The sequence below is a fragment of the Nostoc sp. genome (genome assembly GCF_036917935.1).
Lineage (GTDB): Bacteria > Cyanobacteriota > Cyanobacteriia > Cyanobacteriales > Nostocaceae > Nostoc.
The window spans coordinates 80,204-99,235 of record NZ_JBALEL010000003.1 but is presented as its reverse complement, the minus strand read 5'-3'; the positions used below and the strand labels follow the sequence as shown (position 1 = coordinate 99,235).

23 protein-coding genes are annotated in these 19,032 nt (G+C 43.6%); 9 read left to right on the top strand and 14 right to left on the bottom strand.

Annotated features, from left to right (window positions below; translation table 11 throughout):
- Positions 1-224: 224 nt before the first annotated feature.
- Positions 225-671, bottom strand: a complete 447-nt coding sequence (locus V7K62_RS03265) for a hypothetical protein (RefSeq protein ID WP_334861649.1) — start codon at positions 669-671, stop codon at positions 225-227.
- 398 nt (positions 672-1,069) lie between these two features.
- Here V7K62_RS03265 and cruF point away from each other — a divergent pair, with 398 nt between their 5' ends.
- The gene (gene cruF / locus V7K62_RS03260) at positions 1,070-1,978 is read left to right on the top strand and encodes a gamma-carotene 1'-hydroxylase CruF (protein WP_334861647.1); all 909 of its coding nucleotides are present in this window, start codon (positions 1,070-1,072) and stop codon (positions 1,976-1,978) included.
- Positions 1,979-2,103: 125 nt separating this feature from the next.
- A complete protein-coding gene (cruG, locus tag V7K62_RS03255) occupies positions 2,104-3,300 on the top strand; it encodes a 2'-O-glycosyltransferase CruG (RefSeq protein ID WP_334861645.1) in 1,197 nt (398 codons plus the stop codon).
- A 52-nt stretch (positions 3,301-3,352) separates the two neighbouring features.
- Here cruG and rnhA read toward each other — a convergent pair whose 3' ends face one another.
- From rnhA to V7K62_RS03220, 7 genes are all read right to left on the bottom strand, one after another.
- Complete coding sequence (gene rnhA, locus V7K62_RS03250) at positions 3,353-4,252, bottom strand: ribonuclease HI (RefSeq protein ID WP_334861643.1); 900 nt, start codon at positions 4,250-4,252, stop codon at positions 3,353-3,355.
- 134 nt (positions 4,253-4,386) lie between these two features.
- The gene (locus tag V7K62_RS03245) at positions 4,387-5,130 is read right to left on the bottom strand and encodes a M50 family metallopeptidase (protein ID WP_334861641.1); all 744 of its coding nucleotides are present in this window, start codon (positions 5,128-5,130) and stop codon (positions 4,387-4,389) included.
- A gap of 66 nt (positions 5,131-5,196) precedes the next feature.
- Entirely contained in the window at positions 5,197-5,355 is a 159-nt protein-coding gene (locus V7K62_RS03240; protein ID WP_334861639.1) for a hypothetical protein, read from the bottom strand.
- Between the two features lie 77 nt (positions 5,356-5,432).
- On the bottom strand, positions 5,433-6,311 hold the full coding sequence (locus V7K62_RS03235; protein WP_334861637.1) for an FHA domain-containing protein: 879 nt from the start codon (positions 6,309-6,311) through the stop codon (positions 5,433-5,435).
- Between the two features lie 404 nt (positions 6,312-6,715).
- Positions 6,716-7,438, bottom strand: a complete 723-nt coding sequence (pgl, locus tag V7K62_RS03230) for a 6-phosphogluconolactonase (protein WP_334861635.1) — start codon at positions 7,436-7,438, stop codon at positions 6,716-6,718.
- A gap of 273 nt (positions 7,439-7,711) precedes the next feature.
- Positions 7,712-8,455, bottom strand: a complete 744-nt coding sequence (gene rph / locus V7K62_RS03225; RefSeq protein WP_334861633.1) for a ribonuclease PH — start codon at positions 8,453-8,455, stop codon at positions 7,712-7,714.
- A 120-nt stretch (positions 8,456-8,575) separates the two neighbouring features.
- Complete coding sequence (locus V7K62_RS03220) at positions 8,576-9,199, bottom strand: adenylate kinase family protein (RefSeq protein ID WP_334861631.1); 624 nt, start codon at positions 9,197-9,199, stop codon at positions 8,576-8,578.
- Between the two features lie 342 nt (positions 9,200-9,541).
- On the opposite strand from V7K62_RS03220, the gene V7K62_RS03215 reads away from it, so the two are divergent.
- Together V7K62_RS03215 and dcd are read left to right on the top strand one after the other, a co-directional pair.
- A complete protein-coding gene (locus tag V7K62_RS03215) occupies positions 9,542-10,078 on the top strand; it encodes a P-loop NTPase family protein (RefSeq protein ID WP_334861629.1) in 537 nt (178 codons plus the stop codon).
- 86 nt (positions 10,079-10,164) lie between these two features.
- Positions 10,165-10,734 (top strand): dCTP deaminase, encoded by a 570-nt coding sequence (dcd, locus tag V7K62_RS03210; RefSeq protein WP_334861627.1) that lies wholly within the window; start codon positions 10,165-10,167, stop codon positions 10,732-10,734.
- Between the two features lie 639 nt (positions 10,735-11,373).
- On the opposite strand, the gene V7K62_RS03205 is transcribed toward dcd, so the two are convergent.
- The 3 genes from V7K62_RS03205 to thyX all read right to left on the bottom strand — a co-directional run bounded on the left by V7K62_RS03205 (position 11,374) and on the right by thyX (position 13,380).
- The gene (locus V7K62_RS03205) at positions 11,374-11,583 is read right to left on the bottom strand and encodes a DUF433 domain-containing protein (protein WP_334861625.1); all 210 of its coding nucleotides are present in this window, start codon (positions 11,581-11,583) and stop codon (positions 11,374-11,376) included.
- An 83-nt stretch (positions 11,584-11,666) separates the two neighbouring features.
- Entirely contained in the window at positions 11,667-12,536 is an 870-nt protein-coding gene (locus V7K62_RS03200; RefSeq protein WP_334861623.1) for an Rpn family recombination-promoting nuclease/putative transposase, read from the bottom strand.
- Positions 12,537-12,657: 121 nt separating this feature from the next.
- Positions 12,658-13,380 (bottom strand): FAD-dependent thymidylate synthase, encoded by a 723-nt coding sequence (thyX, locus tag V7K62_RS03195; protein ID WP_334861621.1) that lies wholly within the window; start codon positions 13,378-13,380, stop codon positions 12,658-12,660.
- 195 nt (positions 13,381-13,575) lie between these two features.
- On the opposite strand from thyX, the gene V7K62_RS03190 reads away from it, so the two are divergent.
- Together V7K62_RS03190 and V7K62_RS03185 are read left to right on the top strand one after the other, a co-directional pair.
- Positions 13,576-13,791, top strand: a complete 216-nt coding sequence (locus tag V7K62_RS03190) for a chlorophyll a/b-binding protein (RefSeq protein ID WP_334861619.1) — start codon at positions 13,576-13,578, stop codon at positions 13,789-13,791.
- 145 nt (positions 13,792-13,936) lie between these two features.
- Complete coding sequence (locus V7K62_RS03185; RefSeq protein WP_334861617.1) at positions 13,937-14,518, top strand: thioredoxin family protein; 582 nt, start codon at positions 13,937-13,939, stop codon at positions 14,516-14,518.
- A 104-nt stretch (positions 14,519-14,622) separates the two neighbouring features.
- Here the strand turns inward: V7K62_RS03185 and V7K62_RS03180 are convergent, their stop codons facing one another.
- Positions 14,623-15,135: a hypothetical protein gene (locus tag V7K62_RS03180; RefSeq protein ID WP_334861615.1), complete on the bottom strand. Its 513-nt coding sequence runs from the start codon at positions 15,133-15,135 to the stop codon at positions 14,623-14,625.
- A gap of 618 nt (positions 15,136-15,753) precedes the next feature.
- On the opposite strand from V7K62_RS03180, the gene V7K62_RS03175 reads away from it, so the two are divergent.
- A complete protein-coding gene (locus tag V7K62_RS03175; protein ID WP_334861613.1) occupies positions 15,754-15,894 on the top strand; it encodes a hypothetical protein in 141 nt (46 codons plus the stop codon).
- 194 nt (positions 15,895-16,088) lie between these two features.
- Here V7K62_RS03175 and acsF read toward each other — a convergent pair whose 3' ends face one another.
- Positions 16,089-17,165: a magnesium-protoporphyrin IX monomethyl ester (oxidative) cyclase gene (gene acsF / locus V7K62_RS03170; RefSeq protein ID WP_334861611.1), complete on the bottom strand. Its 1,077-nt coding sequence runs from the start codon at positions 17,163-17,165 to the stop codon at positions 16,089-16,091.
- A gap of 46 nt (positions 17,166-17,211) precedes the next feature.
- On the opposite strand from acsF, the gene V7K62_RS03165 reads away from it, so the two are divergent.
- Both V7K62_RS03165 and V7K62_RS03160 read left to right on the top strand, forming a co-directional pair.
- On the top strand, positions 17,212-17,334 hold the full coding sequence (locus tag V7K62_RS03165) for a hypothetical protein (RefSeq protein WP_334861609.1): 123 nt from the start codon (positions 17,212-17,214) through the stop codon (positions 17,332-17,334).
- A gap of 306 nt (positions 17,335-17,640) precedes the next feature.
- A complete protein-coding gene (locus tag V7K62_RS03160; RefSeq protein ID WP_334861607.1) occupies positions 17,641-18,135 on the top strand; it encodes a TM2 domain-containing protein in 495 nt (164 codons plus the stop codon).
- Between the two features lie 59 nt (positions 18,136-18,194).
- Here the strand turns inward: V7K62_RS03160 and V7K62_RS03155 are convergent, their stop codons facing one another.
- On the bottom strand, positions 18,195-18,893 hold the full coding sequence (locus tag V7K62_RS03155) for a DUF2996 domain-containing protein (RefSeq protein WP_334861605.1): 699 nt from the start codon (positions 18,891-18,893) through the stop codon (positions 18,195-18,197).
- Positions 18,894-19,032 lie beyond the last annotated feature (139 nt).

The window sequence follows — 19,032 nt, the reverse complement described above, 5'->3', positions numbered from 1 at the left end:
CTTTTAGATTGGTTCTGTCCACAAGGGACGGGGCATGAACCAAAAATTATTTTAATCCAAAATCCAAAATCTAAAATCTAAAATTGCTAGTCAAAAAGGAAGTTGTGGGTAAGTAATATTGGTTCTGAAGCGTTGGTGTTGGCGTAGCCTCTGTCTTCGACACGCTGTTCGCGTTCGTAGAGAAGCCCGCCACAGGCATCGCTAGCTTTTTTGGGTATACTTCATCACATTAGCGGAATGTGGGAATAGATGAACTTGTAGATTAGCGCACCCAAAGCTAAACCTCCTAATGAAAAGATAGACGCAGTTGAAAAAGCTAGCCCTTCCCTAAGACCGGCTCTTTGAAAGTCTATCCTGACTAATATAGTCGCTGAAATGATGAGTAAGGTATCAAGAAATACCCGAAACCAGGCAATCATGATAAAGAACAAGAAAGCTGCTAAGACGGCAACGCCGAAAGACCTGGTATTTGATTGAAGCAAAAGACTGTAGTAATAGGTCATCTTCGGCCAAGGAGCGGTCAACGTTATGATTAAAAGCAAGATAGCAACTACAGTTGCTACCCAGACAAATATAGGAGCATGTGTTTCAGATATTACCCAGCCCAAAGTACTGTAACTCAGCAGTACTAGCGCCAGGGACACCCAAGGAACTCTTTTCAAAATTGACATGGGTTTATATTTCTAGTACAGGGTCAAGGTCTTATCCCATAAATAAGTGTAGTAACTCAAAACTTTATTTTGCTTGAGGACTTGCTCAGTTTATGATGGTTGTCCTCCCTCAACGATATCCCAGTATAAAAGGAGTTTTTCACTATTTGGGTATCAATAAGACCAGAAACTAGAAGTTCTTGCAGATGAAATTATGTAGATTTTGATTATATGGCTTAAACTAGTAAGTCTATCATCATATTTCTTATAGCTTCAATCAATAGGCTGTTATGCGTTTCCCAAGAAAGCCAAACAAGTTTGTAGAGAATTGCGGTACAAAGTAGTTAAATATGTTGTTAAAGATTTGTAAACTGTTAGCAGCCGAGTAGCCGCGTGTCACATCTTGTTAAGGAATTATCATGAGACAACTTGTTATTGCTGAACGCGTATGCCTCATTGGTCATATCGTGTCAAAAGCCTTTGGACTGGTAGGGATGCTACTGGTAGTACCTAATGCCGAAATAATTTTTAACTTATCGCAGGTAGGAGAAACTGCCATACAGTTAAGTATGGCTGGCGGCGGTGTAGTTGATATCATTTTAGGGACAATAGCTGTCTCTATTTATGCCTACCGGACGTTGGGATTAGGAACTTGGCTAGCATTTATGCTACCGGCTATGCTTATCTCTTTGGGGAGTGAACTACTGGGAACTAGTACCGGGTTTCCATTTGGTGATTATAGCTACTTGAGTGGCTTGGGTTATAAGATTGGGGGGCTAGTTCCTTTCACAATTCCTTTATCTTGGTTTTATGTTGGACTGTCGTCTTACTTAATTGCCAGAACTGGTTTGAAAGTGGCTCAAAAACCCAGTTGGGGACGCCATATTGCTGCGATAGCCGTTGGTGCTTTACTCTTCACTTGCTGGGACTTTGCCCTTGAACCGGCAATGAGTCAAACTTCTCTGCCCTTCTGGTATTGGGAACAACCAGGAGCTTTCTTTGGAACACCTTACCAGAACTATGTAGGTTGGTTTGGTACTAGCGCCCTGTTTATGAGTGTGGCAGGATTATTGTGGAGAAATACCTCGATTAAATTAGAGCGATCGCAACTCAATCTACCCTTAGTCGTTTATTTAACTAACTTTGCCTTCGCCGCCGGACTCAGTTTGGCTGCTGGGTTCTCTGTCCCTGTGTTGCTCGGCTTCTTGCTAGGTGTGACTCCGGCTGTGGCGCTGTGGTTAAGGAGTTCAACCACACCTGCTCAACTTACTGTTGAACCAGTAACCAAAGAAGTATCAGTAGCAAAGGTTGAAGTTGCCTTGAAATAAGTCTAGAAGTTAGGGACTGGGGACTGGGAACTGGGGACTGGGGACTGGGGAAACAAGGAGAATAACCCATACCCCATAACCAATACCCAATGCCCAATGCCCCATACCCAATAGCCCAATTCCCAATGACAAATGACAACGCTTTGATAGTAGAAAGCGCTATCTCCCTTTTATTGCTACTTATCCAAGTACCAGCAACGGCGATTCTGTTTTCGCGCCTGTTAAAGGGGCCAAGACGCCATCCTCCAATAGAACCCCAACAGCCGACACCGGAGCTTTTGGGTAGGGTTAGCGTCGTCGTCCCCACACTGAACGAGGCGCTTCGCATTAGCCCTCTGTTGGCTGGTTTAAGTCAGCAAAGCTATGAAGTTCGAGAAATTATGGTTGTAGACAGCAAGTCTAGTGATGGTACCCCCGACTTGGTAAAAGCCTTACAGCAGAAAGACCCGCGCTTTCGCCTGATGACAGATGATCCCTTACCCTCTGATTGGGTGGGGCGTCCTTGGGCGTTGCATAACGGTTTTCTATATAGCTCAGAGGCTAGTCACTGGTTCCTGGGACTGGATGCTGATATCCAACCACATCCTGGTTTAGTTGCTGGTTTAGTGAAGACGGCCGAAGCACAAGGCTATGATCTGGTTTCCCTTTCACCCCAGTTCATCCTCAAATATCCTGGGGAGTGCTGGCTACAACCTGCTTTGTTGATGACTTTGCTTTACCGATTTGACCCAGCGGGGATCAATACAGAGCAACCAGAACGGGTAATGGCAAATGGGCAGTGTTTTTTGTGTCGTCGCTCAGTTTTAGCTGCTGTAGGTGGTTATAGCAGTGCGAGTAGTTCTTTTTGTGATGATGTCACTTTGGCACGAAATATTGCTATCCAAGGTTATAAGGTGGGCTTTTTAGACGGCGCAAAGGTGTTGAAGGTACGGATGTATGAAGGGGCGATGGAGACGTGGAAGGAATGGGGGCGGAGTCTCGATCTTAAAGATGCAACTTCTCGTTCTCAGTTGTGGGGAGATTTATGGCTACTCACATCTGTTCAGGGTCTACCCCTTTTAATTGTCCTCACTTACTTGTTGATTTCTCCCCCACTCTCCCACTCTCCCACTCCCCCACTCCTGCTGCTGGGACTGAATTTATTCCTGTTGGTAATTCGCTTTGCGATGCTAATAGCGATCGCACCTTCTTACGATCGCACAAGCGCTAAAGGCAGCTGGTTGTTCTGGCTTTCCCCTTTAGCTGATCCCTTAGCTGTGCTACGAATCTTCTTATCTGCGTTCCGCACCCCACGCGAGTGGCGAGGACGCAAGTATATATAGTAGAGGATTGGGGATTGGGGATTGGTTATTAATTCTTCTCCCCCTGCCTCCCCTAATCCTCTTCACCTCCTATTTGATCCCCGCGTTCCAATTCCCAAAGAATTTGATTTCCTTCACGGCGTACCCGTGACACTATCCAGTTTCGCCAGCGCCATTGATCTCCCCGGCTGGTGACAGCGCTGGCGTGGACATCCATCAAGTCTGCTAACTCAGAACTGGTGATTAAGTAGCCTTTTTCAGAAATTTCGTCAGCGATACGCAGAGTTTCGACCAAGCTGCGGAGTTGCAAAACCCTCATTTCTGAGGGTTTTTCATCGGTTGCGGCCGCAGTTGGGCCAGTTGATGGTTCCATAACGGTTATTTCTGGTGCAGAAGTACTGATTTCTTGCGGACTTTGGTTAATTATTCGAGAGTTTTTTTCATAATCAGCTACTTTTGCTACATTTGTGATAGGTAAAGATTTATAAAAATCTGTGGGAGATAATTGTTGTAGGGAAGGCGTTTTGCCACTAGCATAAGTGCGAGCGATCGCATCACAACGTTCGTTACCTATGTTACCAGAATGTCCCCGGACGTGTTGCCATTTTACTTGTTGGGTATTGAGTTCATCTAAGATTTCTAAAAGGTCTTGGTTTTGGACGGGTTTACCATCTGATTTTTTCCAGCCTTTCTTTTTCCAGCCTTTCACCCACTTGGTAACGCAGTTAATCAGGTATTCGCTATCGGTATGAAGGGTAACAGGTTCAGCTTGTTGAGATGTTTGCAGGAATTCCAGGGCGGCGATCGCAGCTTGCATCTCCATTTTATTATTAGTGGTATGAGGGGATGCATCGCCTATTTCGTGGATTGATCCGTCGCTGAAGTAGACGACTACACCCCAACCGCCAGGGCCAGGATTACCAGTGCAAGCACCATCAGTGTATATGCTTTGAATTGTAGGTTGGGTGGACATGGTTAGGGTATCGAACCGCGAAGGTAAGAGTTATTAGCGGCGAATTTTTTAACAATATCCAGGCTATTATACCGATCAATTTTTACTTTAGTTCTGAAATCGCTTTAATGCTGCCTCTTACTCACTCTTACTCATTACTTAGAGCGATAAGCAACGCGGAGACTTTGGATTAAAATCGCCAGAGATGCGATCGCCATTAACCCGCCCCAAAACCAGTAAGGTAAAAGCAAATATCGCTGTATTTGCGCTGTATCAGAAATTCCAAGGGGGCCTGCAGAACTACTAAATAGATAATCAAGTTGATGGTATGTACTTACACAAGCTTGTACACCCAGAAATTGAATGACAAACCCTTGCGCCCAGCGAGGTGCTTTCAGGGCGATACCTAAGATTATTAAACCTAGCAAGGGAATTGCCACCAATCCAAACCAGGAACGCACCCAAATTAATGTAGAAAATAGCAAAAAACCCCCTAAAATTTTTAAACAGAGGGTTGCTGCGGTAAAACTGCGGGAAGCCAGAATCAAAGCTGCGCCGGCAAGAGGTGGCCCCATTGGGCCGGCTGCGGCGATTATTGCCGGGCCAATTGGCCCCAATGACGACCGGATGCCATAAGTTGCGACACCGGAACCATTGCTAAAAATCTGCAACTTCTGAAACTGTCCCCCTAATAGCAGTGCCATTAAACCGTGACCCATTTCATGAAACCAAGTTGCCAGAATTGTAAATGGGTATAAGATATAATCCCCACCTGGTACTTGCCACAATAAAGCAGTTGCGATCGCTGCTACAACTAACCAGGTTAGCCCCATGCGTTCAACAACTGGCGGGGCTTCTTTGGTGAGCAAGGTTTCAAAATTTTTACTTGGTTCCCTCATAGGTCACTCAATTTTAGATTTTGGATTTTGGATTTTGGATTTTAGATTTTCTGAAAAATTCAAAATCTAAAATCGGCAGTTTATTTTCATCCATCCTAGTGTAATTATTAAGGTAATGGAGTTGCTGGGCAATGCAACAATTCGCACCTTGAAGCGACGGCTGTAAACTATAGCGCTATCAAAAACAACATAGTTAGTTATCCGTCGCTTTGAGGTGCGGTTCATTTGTTTATCCTCCAAAATGGATGCCGGAGGATGGACAGAAAATACTTAGACTGATGTCACAATTGATCGAGAATCAGTTAAGCAAGTTGAAACAGGAATGTCATTAAGTCTCCTTTACCCAAGCTGATGCGATCGCCTGGCCGCAAGCGATGACGGTTCCCCGGTAAAAGTGGCAAATTATTAATGTAAGTGCCATTAGAACTTCCCACATCCTCTACATAATGAGCATCTCCCTCGACGCGAATATCTGCATGAATTCGCGAGACAATTTCGGAATTGGGAAATCCTGAAACATCTATATCTGGAGGAATCCGGTCATTGGGCTTGCCGATATGAATCACAGAGAAATTTTGCGGTAATTCAATTAAGCGATCGCTTTGAACGTGGATTAACCGCGCTGTAACCTGCTGCAATTGCGTTCTGGCAGCAGTTGCAGTTGGTGCTGGTGCTGCTGGCTCTTTTACTTCGGCTTCAGGGGCTGGTGCTGCTTCCACAGGTGGTGGAGTCGGAATAGTTTGTCCAGACACTACGGGTTGAGCTACGACGGTTGGCGCAGGTTCTGGAGGGCTGCTTTCTGCAACAGATACCTGTGGTGCAGGTTCTGGGGGAACTGCCATCTCTGTTGGTGGTAAAGATGATTCGGGAGGATGAGAGTTAGTAGAACCGCTTATTCCCAAGGCATCTGGTTGTAAAAGTTCTAACAGTGGATCGGGTGGAACTAACGCTGGTACTTCCACGGGAATATCGGGAGTGACTGTTGTAGCTACTGCGGTATGAACGTGTGGAACTCCTGCGGAGTGAAGGTTATAGCCACACTGACCGCAGAATGCAGCATCTGCCTGCACAGTTGCCCCACAACTGGGACAATTAGTAGTCGCGGGTAACGGTGTATAGCAAGCTTCACACTGGACAGCGCCATCAGGATTGGGATGATTGCAATTAGGGCAGACGATCATCGATATTTAGCCTTTGTTCAAGATCATCATAAATATAGGTAGGACTGGCAAGCAGAGGGCGGCCCTAGCTTTAGATTCTAGCAATTACTGCTAATGGAACGGTTAGAATAATTCGTAATTGATAATACTCACCTCCGGCGAGAAGCAAGCTACGTAATTCGTAATTGCTTTACACATAAATACGCTTGCTTAGAGTAAGAAATGTGTTTTTTGATTTTCCATAACCAAGGTTAGTTGCTTTAAAACCTTGATGAGTTAATTACGAATTACGTTAGCGTAGCGTTAGCGAGTATTCCTACTCTTACAGAGAAGCAAGCTAGCAAGAGCGTCTGTCTGCGACACGCTGTTCGCGAACGTAGAGAGCGTCATTACGAATTACGAACTACGAATTACTAATTACCTAGTTAATGTTGAAGTTCCAAACCGGCTGCCGCATCCAGCAGCCACCAAAGTTCTCCTTGGGGCTTAATTAAGCGGGATGGGTAAGTGAAGTCATCGGCTACAGGTGCAAAGACTTGCGCTAAAGCTGGTCGTTTATTAGCACCAGCAACCAGAAAAATCACGCTACGAGCAGAGTTGATGAAGGGGTATGTGAAACTTATTCGGGGGTTTCCGTCTTTATTACCCACAGTCAACAGGCGATCGCGTACTTTCAGAGCCTCGGTGTGGGGAAACAAAGATGCGGTGTGTGCATCATCACCCATTCCTAGTAATATTACATCCAATGCGGGAAACTCGACCCCAGAAGAATGGAAAAATTCTTTGAGTTGTTGTTCATACTTCGCAGCAGCCAGTTCTGGATTGGCTTCTAAAGTTGGTACGGGGTGAATGTTAGCCGCTGGGATGTCAACGCGATCTAGCCATGCACGACGTGTCATCAGTTCATTGCTATCGGGGTGATCTGGTGGTACGTAACGCTCATCCCCCCAGAATATATGAATTTTATCCCAAGGCAATTTTTGAGTAGCGATAGCTTCGTATAACGGTTTAGGTGTACTGCCGCCAGATAAGGCGATGGTAAAGTGCCCACGCTGCTCAATGGCAGTTTCTAACTTAGACAGGATTAATTCTAGCGCTCGTGCAACCAGCGCCGGCTGATCCGGTAGAACTTCAACGGTTTTGTTCATGGCTTCATCATCATATTGCTGGCTTCCAGCAATACAATACCGAACTTATTACAATCCTCCTTTTTAACTTTTGAAACATTTAACATCGTGGATTAGGTAGGCTGGAAAAATGTAGATGCTCATTATCACCTTTAACGCTAAGTTGTCAGTAGTCAGTCGTACTAACTACTAGCTACTCTGATGATTATTTTTATTTACATCCAGTTACTTGATACTTTGTTGATTAACGCCACAAAGGATACATTTATTAATTCTTATGAAAAATTAATAAAACTAATTAATCACAAACAACGCTTCCCAGTCAGCGATCGCTTCCCGTTGGGCAATTAACAATTCCTGAATTCCTTTTTGGGCGACATCTAGCAGCTGATCCAACTGAGTGCGGCTAAAGCTGCCTTCTTCCGCTGTTCCTTGGACTTCAATGATTCCCAAACCTTGATTCATCACCACATTAAAATCTACTGTTGCAGCCACATCTTCGATATAATTTAGATCCAAAAATGGCTCACCCTCCAGTAATCCTACGGAAACTGCTGCTACCTGTCCACACAAAGGCGATCGCTCCAACACGCCCTCTTGCAACAATTTAGAAATTGCATGAGCCAACGCCACAAACGAGCCTGTAATGGCTGTTGTTCGAGTTCCAGCGTCTGCTTGCAACACATCGGCATCTACAGTCAGCGTGCGTTCTCCCAGTGCCTCAAAATCCACTGCTGCGCGTAAGCTACGTCCGATTAGACGTTGAATTTCTTGCGTCCGTCCAGATAATTTCAATAATTCCCTTTCTTGGCGTTTTTGAGTAGCAGATGGTAGCATCCGGTACTCAGCAGTTAACCAGCCTTTACCAGTTCCTTCGAGAAACTTGGGAACTCCCTTATTAACGCTAACAGTACAAAGTACCTGAGTATCACCGCATCTTGCCAGAACAGAACCGGGGGCAAAGCGGGTGAAACTGGGGTAAAAACTGATCGGACGTAGTTCGTAGGGAATCCGACCGTCAGGACGCTGCCAAGCCATTGGAGTTGCCTCAAGTGTTACAATACTGCCTTAAGATTACCTTAGTGTTGTAAATCGACTGGGAACTGGGAACTGGGCATTATTATTCTTCTCCTCTGTTTCCTTATCTGCCGATCTTTTCTAAGGAACTGAAAGCAGAGTTAAAATATTTTGCTGTACCATCTCTGGTGGTTGGTCGCCGTTGATGGTCAACAAACAGCGACGACGGTCGTAATACTCTAGGATGGGAATGGTGCGATCGTAGAATAATTCTACACGGCGCTGCACGATTTCCGGTTGGTCATCTGGTAGCGATCGCCCCAAGGATCGGTTAACCATGACAGCTTCCGGGACTTGGAGATAAATTGCCCAATCTAGCTTTTGCCCTAAATCATCCAATAAAAAATCTAATTCTTCTGCTTGCAAGGCAGTACGGGGATAGCCTTCTAACACCCAATCACAGTTAATATCTGGTTGTCTGAGGCGTATTCGGATCAATTCAATGATCATTTCGTCTGGAACTAACTCCCCTTTTTGCATGTAGGGCCGTGCGTGGTAGCCTAGTTCACTCAAGCTAGCGTAAACCGAAAGAGAAGTCCGGGGATCGGCTTCCAACCATCGAAATTCCGGCACGGGCTGATCGCCAGATATTGCTTCTCGTAAAATCTCACCTGTGGAAATCAGAGGAATATCAAAGTATCTGCAAAGCCTTTGTGCTTGAGTGCTTTTACCCGATCCTGAACCTCCCAGAATCACTAATCTCACAACAATTTACTCCTCATCCTGTCAAATCCACTACTGCTAAATCTCTTTTGCCCAAACAACCGGCAAATCTAAACATTTAGCGATTTTCAGATTTATGCCTAGCTTTTTTAAATAATTGGATCTGTAACTCTTATGTTTTCATTTTTACAACTCATTTCAGAGAAAAGACGAAAATTTAAATCAAAATAACTCTTGACTTCAATACAAACCTAGTGTTTGACTAAGAATGCAATTTGCCAAATCCACCACACCTGTGAAAAACAGATTGATTATACAGGCAAATTTGTCAGAATCACCGCCAGTAATAACCCTTAATTTATTGTATTTTTTGAACTTAGCTTTATGGTTGCCCAGATAGAAACTCAAAGTATCAATTCAACCCTAACTCTGCCGTATCCAGTTGAAGGACTAGTGCAAGTTTTCACTAGTTCCCATCGCAACTTTTTTACGAGCGTGATGGCTCAATCACTGAGAATAGCTGGACAAGGAACGCCAGTATTAATAGTGCAGTTCCTCAAAGGAGGTATTCGCCAAGGACAGGATCGACCCATACAACTGGGACAAAATTTAGATTGGATTCGGTGTGATTTGCCTCGTTGTATTGATACACCACATTTAGACGATATGGAAAACCAAGCCTTACAAAAGCTGTGGCAGTATACACAACAAGTAGTGTGTGCGAGTAAGTATTCTCTCGTGGTGTTAGATGAGTTAAGTTTAGCGATTAACTTTGGTTTAATTCCTGAAACGGAAGTTTTAGCGTTTTTGGCAAAACGCCCTCCTCACGTCGATATTATTCTCACGGGGCCAGAGATGCCCAAATCTCTCTTGGATGTAGCAGATCAAATTACAGAAATCCGCCGGAGTTATCGACCTTAAACAAAATGCTCAATTCAGGATATCCTAGTAATTCGGTTTGAATTAGCTGTGAAGTTGTGATTAAAAACGATATCTGGATTACTGAAATGGCTCAACAGGGTCTGATTTTACCCTTTGAGCCAAGTTTAATCCGAAAAGTGCAAAAAGATGAATCAGTAGCGGTTCAACCTGTAATTAGCTACGGTTTATCTTCTTATGGCTACGATATACGCCTCTCCTCGGCTGAGTTCCGCATTTTTCGCCACATTCCTGGAACTGTAGTCGATCCTAAAAACTTTAATCCCCATAATCTGGAGCCAACAGCACTACACATAGATGCAAATGGCAGTTACTTTATTTTACCTGCTCATTCCTATGGACTTGGGGTTGCTCTAGAAAAACTAGAGGTTCCTGAGAATATTACAGTGATTTGTATTGGAAAATCTACGTATGCACGTTGTGGGATCATAGCAAATTTAACGCCTGCTGAGGCTGCATGGCGAGGTCATTTAACTTTAGAATTTTCCAATTCTTCTAGTGCGGACTGTCGCATTTACGCTAATGAAGGCGTGGTGCAATTACTGTTTCTAGAAGGTGAACCATGCGCTATCAGTTACGAAGCTCGTCAGGGTAAATATCAAGATCAGCTAGAGATTGTAACGTTGGCTAAAGTCTAAGTAATTCAAAATAAAAAGTAAATACTGCCTATTCTAAGTAACAAGGAATTAATCTTGCCTTACTTAGATTATGCTAGGACTTACGCATTGACGCAAAATACAAAGTATGAAGGGCTTGAAAAACCACATCTGTCGTAGGGGCACAGAAAAAGCTCATTGGTGTCAACTTAAGCCAAAACCCTTTTAAAACCTCGTTTCCAGCCTCTGGGCTGGAAATGCTGCGGCTCTGCCGCCAGCAAGGGAGGCGGAGCCTCTAGGACAGCATTCCCAGTCAGAGACTCTTAACGAGGGAACGAGACAATCTCTAAAAGCTGGTTATAGGCAGGCTTTCACCTTAAGTTGACACCAATGAGCATTGCTGTGCCCAGTACAGCGCGGGTTTACCGATCGTCAAAGAACAATTAATAAAGACCTGAAACGACCTATTTTCGTGAATACATACCATGATTAATTTGTACAGTGCGTAAGTCCTATATGCTTTGCATACCATTGTGCGATCGCTCTAAATCATACCCAAAAATCGGAGTGCGATCGCAGTAAAAGAGCAACGTTTTTGTCTGATGAGGATTCCTACAAGTTCAATGTACTATTACTTGCCACTACCAATATTGAAGGGTTGTACTTCTCCCTCATCGTTTATTAACGTTCAATCACCTCCAAAATTTGCAACACCTGAGTTTGCAAATGTGGAAAATCTTCTAAGAATTCGGTTAAACCTGCTTCACCTTCTAGATAGTCGAAAAAAGTCTGCAACGGAACTCGCGTTCCAACAAACACAGGAGTACGACTCATAATATCTGGATCGGAGGAAATAATTTGTCGATCGCGTAGAACTTTTTGAATATCCATCGTCCGGCAAAAGTCTACATAAGATACTCTAAACTTTCATCAGATTCTAGCTCTCAGGCAGGAGTTGGTGCGATCGCTTTATCCTACAAAACATTCCGTAAATCTTGAATTGTATTTGCTACAACAATCCTGCGTAAAATCTCTTTCAATTGCTCTAAGTCAGAAATTTGCGAAATTTGCGACATCAATTCCAAACCATCGCTGCCAAATTTCGCCTCTAAGCTTGTTTCGATGCTAGAGATTATTCCACGTACTTCTCCTCGTGCTTCTCCTTCTGCTTCTCCTCGTGCTTGTCCCTCACGTAAAATTTCTTGATACCAAGGTGACTCTCTTAAGACTGTCATATCCCACCTCATGATTTCCTGAACTAAAGCACTTTCTAATACAAAGGTTGCAAAAAATGCCAGAACTGTCTCAAGTTGATTTAATTGCTGATCAGCACGCAGCATTCGTAATGCTTCCCTAATTGTAGACTCGTTTTCTCCGCCTTTGAGAATTGGTACAAAGGGAAGCAGTGAGGGTAACGGCGTCTCAAAAGCAATATTTACGTCAACTTCCCAAAGGTTGATTACGCGGTAATCTTGAATCGCTCTTAACCCGATAAAATTGGATGCAAAGCTTGTAGGTATTTCGCTGTTGCTGATTTTGAGAATGTTAATCAGTACGGGGTAAGTTTGTAGTTTATATTTCTCTTCCGCAAGAGCAGCATAAGCACGCATCCGACGCGGCATTTCTGATGTGTAGCGTAATTGCAACTCATTGAGGATGAGAAATTTTCCGTATTGGGGACTTTCAGCCTGAATTACAACATCACTTTGTCGGCTAATCCATTGGAATTCTGTATTTAAGATTTCGCCTGTAACAATGTCGGGAATTCCTGTCACCCATTTCGCCCAATTATTTGGTGCAAGGCTGATTAATTTTTTAGTACTAATATCGGCAGCTTTGTTCATCAAAAAAAAATAGATGCGATCGCCCTAAATCAAACCCAATAAATCCGAGGATAGTCGCGTCGCTTTATGCTACCGCGAATTATGTCAACTTTCGCATATAGAGAGCAGAGTAAGTCATTATCTAAGGTGCTAACCTGGCTTTACCTAGACGCTGCTTTTCATACCATTGTGCGATCGCAGGTGCCCAATCTTCAAAATGAGGCCACATCATTTCACACAACTTTTGAATTTCAAGTTGAGCATCTTTCTTATTTCTCAGGTCACAAAAATGCAAGAAAGACCTTAAATTGAAACTAACTACAAAATGCTGGCGATAATCAAAAGGTACTTTACCTCTGGCGTGTTCTTCAGACATTCCACCCTCAAAATCAGCTTTATATCGTTTAGCTGCATCTTCACACCACTCTAAATCTGCCGCTCGTTGCTCTGGTGAATAGTGGTACTTTTTGCCTTGTCTATCAGTGTAATAACCAACAGGACGTAGGTAAAAAACATCTTCTATATCTTTCTTACCTTCTACTACGTCAATAAATTGCTTGCCCGTGTACCTAAAAGATTGTACATCAAATGATACGCTCACGCGATGAGTCCGGGCCTGCTGCATCACACTGTGGGGAAAGTAGCCACAGTTAAAAACAATCTGGGGATGCTCTAGAGGCCCATAGTGTCCCCTCTCACCCGCTAAAAGCCGCTTAACAATAACTTCGCCGCTTTGTGACTCCGAGGGCCAGGAGTCGCGCTCATCAAACACGAACCCATCGGTATAGTCCTGGTGCATCGCGGCATAAATCACCTGCTGCGGGTTTGGTGTTTTGGCAATAACCTCTACTCGAAATCGATGCATTAGTTTTTGGGAAATGGATTGATGACTGAAAGTGCTTACAAAGAAGGAGCGGAGCCTGTTTGTTAGACATGGCTTTGAACTCGATCCATCATCATATCTCTGGCTTGGACTTCTGCTTGAGTAGATGAAGATACTTTACAAATATTAACGAGTTTGTTACAGTTGTTTACATAAAGAGAAGACAGGGAAAAATCCATGCGTACAAACACTGCTATAATTGACGACCAAGGCAAACTGAACAACTTTGCGATCGAGCCAAAGGTTTATATAGATGAGCAAGGCGATCGCACTGGTTTCACTCCCTATGCAGAAATGCTCAATGGTCGTTTAGCAATGATTGGTTTTGTCTCTTTGATAGCATTAGAAGTATTCACAGGACACGGTATTGTTGGTGTTTTGGCAAATCTGTAAAAACTAATTTTTTTAACATAACTCTCAACAAATGTAAGAGACGGTAAATTTACCGTCTCTTATTTTATGGAAAACTTAGTGCTAGAGTGAAAATATACTGATAACAAAAGCCGTTAGTTATCAGCGTAAAAATATTGGGTGAACTATGGCTTTAACTACTTCAACTATGTTGCCACTAGGCACTAAAGCGCCAGATTTTAATCTACCGGAAGTAGTATCTGGAAAGGCAACTTCACTTTCTACCTTTGCAGATAAAAAAGCACTCTTAGTAATGTTTATTTGTCGGCATTGCCCTTTTGTGAAGCACATCCAAAAAGAATTAGTGCAGTTAGGAAAAGATTATTTTACAAGTGATTTAGCGATCGTTGGCATTAGTGCTAATGATGCAAAGAATTACCCAGATGATGCGCCAGAGTCGTTACAAGCATTTGCTACAGAACAAGGCTTAAATTTTACCTTATGCTACGACGAGAGCCAGGAAACGGCGAAGGCTTACACAGCAGCTTGCACACCAGATTTTTTTGTATTTGATGGCGATCGCCAGCTTGTTTATCGGGGACAATTAGATGATAGTCGCCCCAGTAATGATAAACCCGTAACAGGTGGAGATTTACGCGCAGCCATTGAAGCAGTGCTAGCGGGTCAACCTGTTACGAGTGAGCAAAAGCCGAGTGTTGGTTGCAATATTAAATGGAAACCTGGAAACCAACCCAGTTATTTTGGTTAAAAGGGATCGGGCATTGGGCATTGGGAAAGAGGAGGCAGAAGTTTTTGAATTTTGAATTTTGAATTGATTTCTCCCTCATCCCCACTCCCTACTCCCCACGCCTATCAGTGTTTAATTTCCAAATTCAGTATGTAGCATCCTAATTGAACTTTTTCTGCCCACAATTCATATTCCAGACGCAAATGCTCTGGCAAGGGATATCCATTGAGAGTTAGGCTACGAGTAAAATTTCGTAAACGAATCGGATCGTTAGGTTGCAATGACTCTGTTGGCAACCAATAGCGACTAATGCCATAAACGCCCTGTTCCCAAAAGTGACGGTAACTCACTTGAGCGTTACCTTGCATAGTCATGATGACTCGGTAAGGGGAAATCTCCAGCCACAAAATTCTGGGACTGTTAGGGGCGTAAGCTTTGCTCTTAGTTTGGGGAAGTGTGTCCTCTGGACTTACGACACTCTCTACTTCGCAGCTAATTAGGGGCGGTGCGGTCAGCAGCAAATGGAATCTATCAGTATCTTTTTGATACAATGTGCCGGCAGTTTCGACAACAGACCAGATCGGTAGGTCAGTGGAAATAAGTGATAAGCACACGGGCTTGCGGTGATGGGTCAGCATGGGAGCGATAAGGGCTAAAAGCTATTGAACAAAATGAAATGAACACACTAGGCAGTCTAATAGGTCGCAGTAAGAAACTAAATAGTAAAGCAGGCTTAATATTAATGAATCCGCTGATTTGTTAATAAGCTACACAAATCTGGATAGAAACAGGTAGAATGTCAGCTTACGCAGCAAAAACGGTACTTTATTCTAGAGAGAGCTAATTCGTAAGTAAAGCTTGTAAATATTCTAAGGCTATAGCCTCAAAACAGTGGGAGTCGTTTTAGATGCTAAGAAACCTTCTTGAGGGAGACTTACATACAATAGGTTGAAGTAAGTTTCATACAGCCAAAAGCGATTGGATACTAGGAAGGAAGTCACCAGCAGCGACAAACTAAGTCGCTGATGAACTTCCGGTGTATTCAAATGCCAGTGTATCCTAATGTCGGCTTCTGTTATATCCGTAGAAACTCACGAAGACCTTTCTCACCTGACTAATGCTGAGTAAAAAGTAAAATTCATTGACTCAGCATCAAATTGGTCTGTCCCTTGCGCGTCTGGCAGAGAAGAAAGAGGAAAGATTTCCATTTCAAAACAGCAAAACATGAGTAACCGTGTGAAGCGAAAGTTTCATGTATGGTTTTAGGTGGGAGAGGTAATACCTCTGTCAGTGATTTCGATAAGCTGACATCACTGATTCTCAGATGTTATGAGGTAGAAGCAGCCAAGCATCAAACATTCACTCCAGATGTAATCAGAATGGAAAAATCAGCTTAACTCAAGGTATCTACTACCAAACTACACCTAACCAATTATCTCCGATTTTTGCCTACCAGGAAATTAGCGATCGCAGTACTAATTGGTTGACATATCGGTAATAATTTGCTTGGGAAATTACCTCGCTGGTAAGGACAAAAAAAGTGGTTCTGCAATCAGCAGAACCACTAAAGCTTTCGTAAACCTGTTATAACTTAACGAACTACCCCTTGAGCAGAAATAGTATCAATCGGTTTCATCAGGTACAGGCGTAATAACTGCCAGCCGTTGGAGATGTAAAGCGGCAGTTTTGGGAAGAATTGCAGGAATTTGGGAGTGTTGGAGTTAGCGATCGCACCCAGCTTCTCATTATTGCTTATACAAGTATCCAACCGCTGATAAAACTCTGGATTCTCTACATCCAGCATCAGCGGGAACACCCTACCTGCGTTTTCGTTAGTCTTCTTAATTACATGGATATCGTATTCTCGCGCATCCAATCCAAGGGTGGCATAAAAGTCCTTGCGTTGGATGTCATTGAGATACATGGTCGCAAACACCGACAATAAGAAGAACCGACTCCACAGCCGTGCTTTCCAATCATTCAACATTTGCGGCTGAGATTTCATGATCGCATCAAAGAAATCGCCATGACGGTTTTCATCCTGACACCAGTTCTCAAAGAACCGGAAGATTGGATAAACCCGGTCTTCGGGATGTGCTTCTAAATGGCGATAAATGGTGATGTAGCGCCAATAACCGATCTTCTCAGAAAGATAAGTAGCGTAGAAGATGAATTTCGGTTTAAAGAAGGTATAACTGCGACTCTTAGTCAAAAACCCTAAATCTAGGGACATATTAAAGTCCGACAAAGCTTTGTTCAAAAAGCCAGCGTGACGCGCTTCATCCCGTGACATCAGGTTAAAACACTCTGCCAAGACAGGGCTTTTGCCTTTCAAGCGACGGCCAAGTTCTTTATACAGCAAAAAGCCAGAAAACTCTGCCGTACAAGAACGTTCTAGAAATTCCACGAACAACTTGCGAGTTTCCCCGTCAATATGATCCCAGGATTGCTCAAACTCGGCATCGCGCACAAAGTGGTGGCGGTTGTAGTCAGTGCGGAACTCTTCGAGAATGGCTTGTAACTCGTCTTCATTGACGGAGATATCCATCCGTGCCATTTCATCAAAATCGGTAGTATAAAACCGAGGTGTTAACAGGGTTTCTTTTGCCGGGACTTTAATCCCTGGCCGGATTTCTTCAAAGCCTGGTTTTTTGAGGGAATCTACCATGTCTTGATTTCTCTTTCGTCTTTATTATCTTAAGTAGACCCTTCGGGTGACGCTACGCACAGTCCTTACCGTTATGCTAACGGTAGTTCCTTATGGGGGAAACCCCGCTGGCGCTAGCCTCGTCCCTTTGGGAGAAGACCGGACTGCCTCACCAGAAAGCCAAGGGTAATGCTCTGGCAAACTGTAACAGTCCACAATAATCCAATTGTATAAAGTTCAGTCTACCAAGGTGCGGGTTAGAAATTTGTAAGCAAAAGATTAAGAGTTGCAACAATCATTCAATGTTTGCGGAATCCAAAATAGCAGATTGGTAGTCAACTAAATGGATCAGCACTATTTCTATCAAGTGGAGTAGCACGCACCTCTTGTATTCTCAAAGCATTGCTATCTCAGTAATTTCCTATGGTTGTTACTACAATCAATATGGAAAACCCATTTTAGACAACAAGAGCAAATCCAAAGGGTTGAAAACAAGATGAATCTTGAAAACAATCAGCAGAAAGACCGACTTCTTGTCTCTTACATTTTGTGTGCAGTCGGATTTTTCGGTTTGGGAGGGCTACACCGCTTATACAATGGCAAAATAGGGACGGGTTTGTTGTGGCTGTGTACTTTTGGTTTGTTTTACATAGGGCAGACCGTGGATTTGCTTCTCATCCCCGGTATGGTTGACGAATATGAACACAACCTGAGATTAAAAGCAGGTGTATCTCCCTTTGGTGTGCCCTTAAATCCAGCAGTGATTGCCTCTCAAGTCCACCGACCAACAGGCAACCAACTGATGATGAAACTGATTGAAGCAGCGGAAAGCAAGAGTGGTATTTTAACTGTCACTCAAGGTGTGAAGTTTACGGGAGCTAGCTTTGCTGAAGTGGAAGCTACTCTCAATGAGATGTACAAATCAGGTTATGTGAAAATTGATAACGACCCCAATACTGGAGCCGTTACCTACCATTTCCACGAACTTTAATTGTTATTAGTCATTTGTCCTTTGTTAAAAACCAATGACCAATGACTAATGACCAATGACTAATTTCTACCTAACCACTTTTGACCGCTCAAGCGCTGAACTAAGCCATATACCAACAAATCGAGTGTAGTTTTGCGCTCATCGATTAAGAATGACTCAAGAGTGCTAGGTTTTTTGCCTTCATTACAGGAAAATCCCTTTTTCCCTTGAATATCTTCATCGGGGAAATAGAGGTTAAACTGACGCCTACCGATTTCTGACCAACTGCCGATAATTTGCCAGCATTCTTCGGCGGATTCAAAGCCAGTGATTGGCATCTTCTGCTTGGCAAAAGACACCTGTAAATCTTGCACGCCTTGTTGAGCGATCGCTTTTTGTAAAGCTGGCAAGTAGTCTTGCTCAATGAACTCTACAAATGGCTTATCTTCAACAGATGGGGCTTTTTCTTTTTTGGCGGCTTTCGCTGCGGCGGCTGGTTTTTCTGCTGTTGCGTCGGCTGCATCTGTGGGTTTTTCTGCTGTTGCGGCTTTTGCGGCGGCGGGTTTTTCTCGCTTGGGTGGTACAGCAACTGGTTTAGCAGCATTGGGATTATCTTCGGGGTTTGCGGCTTTCGGATCTGGGGCGTTGGCAGTAGGAATGTCTGTGGCTTCGGGTGAGTCTGTACTAGGAGCGTGTTCTTCAGCCACACTGGGAGCTTGCTTGTCAACAGTGCTGGGAGCTACTTCTCCCGCTTGATTGTGATTGGTTTGGTCTGCCATTGCTCAGGTCAATCCTTTAATCTAGCTTTGGGAGCGATCGCTCACCTTGATGTATCGGGTATTTTTATTTTGACATACTAGTGCGGCAGAGCAAAAATAACTGTGCAGCGAGAAATAACGCAAAGGCTTAAGACATAAG

Bases quoted from the DNA above. Each gene is read 5' to 3' on its own strand.
- rph (WP_334861633.1), bottom strand. From the start codon at position 8,455: ATGGCTTGGCAGCGTCCTGACGGTCGGATTCCCTACGAACTACGTCCG.
- V7K62_RS03185 (WP_334861617.1), top strand. From the start codon at position 13,937: ATGGCTTTAACTACTTCAACTATGTTGCCACTAGGCACTAAAGCGCCA.
- cruF (WP_334861647.1), top strand. From the start codon at position 1,070: ATGAGACAACTTGTTATTGCTGAACGCGTATGCCTCATTGGTCATATC.
- V7K62_RS03215 (WP_334861629.1), top strand. From the start codon at position 9,542: ATGGTTGCCCAGATAGAAACTCAAAGTATCAATTCAACCCTAACTCTG.
- V7K62_RS03190 (WP_334861619.1), top strand. From the start codon at position 13,576: ATGCGTACAAACACTGCTATAATTGACGACCAAGGCAAACTGAACAAC.
- V7K62_RS03155 (WP_334861605.1), bottom strand. From the start codon at position 18,893: ATGGCAGACCAAACCAATCACAATCAAGCGGGAGAAGTAGCTCCCAGC.
- cruG (WP_334861645.1), top strand. From the start codon at position 2,104: ATGACAAATGACAACGCTTTGATAGTAGAAAGCGCTATCTCCCTTTTA.
- V7K62_RS03160 (WP_334861607.1), top strand. From the start codon at position 17,641: ATGAATCTTGAAAACAATCAGCAGAAAGACCGACTTCTTGTCTCTTAC.
- rnhA (WP_334861643.1), bottom strand. From the start codon at position 4,252: ATGTCCACCCAACCTACAATTCAAAGCATATACACTGATGGTGCTTGC.
- V7K62_RS03180 (WP_334861615.1), bottom strand. From the start codon at position 15,135: ATGCTGACCCATCACCGCAAGCCCGTGTGCTTATCACTTATTTCCACT.
- V7K62_RS03240 (WP_334861639.1), bottom strand. From the start codon at position 5,355: ATGAACCGCACCTCAAAGCGACGGATAACTAACTATGTTGTTTTTGAT.
- thyX (WP_334861621.1), bottom strand. From the start codon at position 13,380: ATGCATCGATTTCGAGTAGAGGTTATTGCCAAAACACCAAACCCGCAG.
- dcd (WP_334861627.1), top strand. From the start codon at position 10,165: ATGGCTCAACAGGGTCTGATTTTACCCTTTGAGCCAAGTTTAATCCGA.
- V7K62_RS03205 (WP_334861625.1), bottom strand. From the start codon at position 11,583: ATGGATATTCAAAAAGTTCTACGCGATCGACAAATTATTTCCTCCGAT.
- V7K62_RS03265 (WP_334861649.1), bottom strand. From the start codon at position 671: ATGTCAATTTTGAAAAGAGTTCCTTGGGTGTCCCTGGCGCTAGTACTG.
- pgl (WP_334861635.1), bottom strand. From the start codon at position 7,438: ATGAACAAAACCGTTGAAGTTCTACCGGATCAGCCGGCGCTGGTTGCA.
- V7K62_RS03200 (WP_334861623.1), bottom strand. From the start codon at position 12,536: ATGAACAAAGCTGCCGATATTAGTACTAAAAAATTAATCAGCCTTGCA.
- V7K62_RS03235 (WP_334861637.1), bottom strand. From the start codon at position 6,311: ATGATCGTCTGCCCTAATTGCAATCATCCCAATCCTGATGGCGCTGTC.
- acsF (WP_334861611.1), bottom strand. From the start codon at position 17,165: ATGGTAGATTCCCTCAAAAAACCAGGCTTTGAAGAAATCCGGCCAGGG.
- V7K62_RS03245 (WP_334861641.1), bottom strand. From the start codon at position 5,130: ATGAGGGAACCAAGTAAAAATTTTGAAACCTTGCTCACCAAAGAAGCC.
- V7K62_RS03175 (WP_334861613.1), top strand. From the start codon at position 15,754: ATGGTTTTAGGTGGGAGAGGTAATACCTCTGTCAGTGATTTCGATAAG.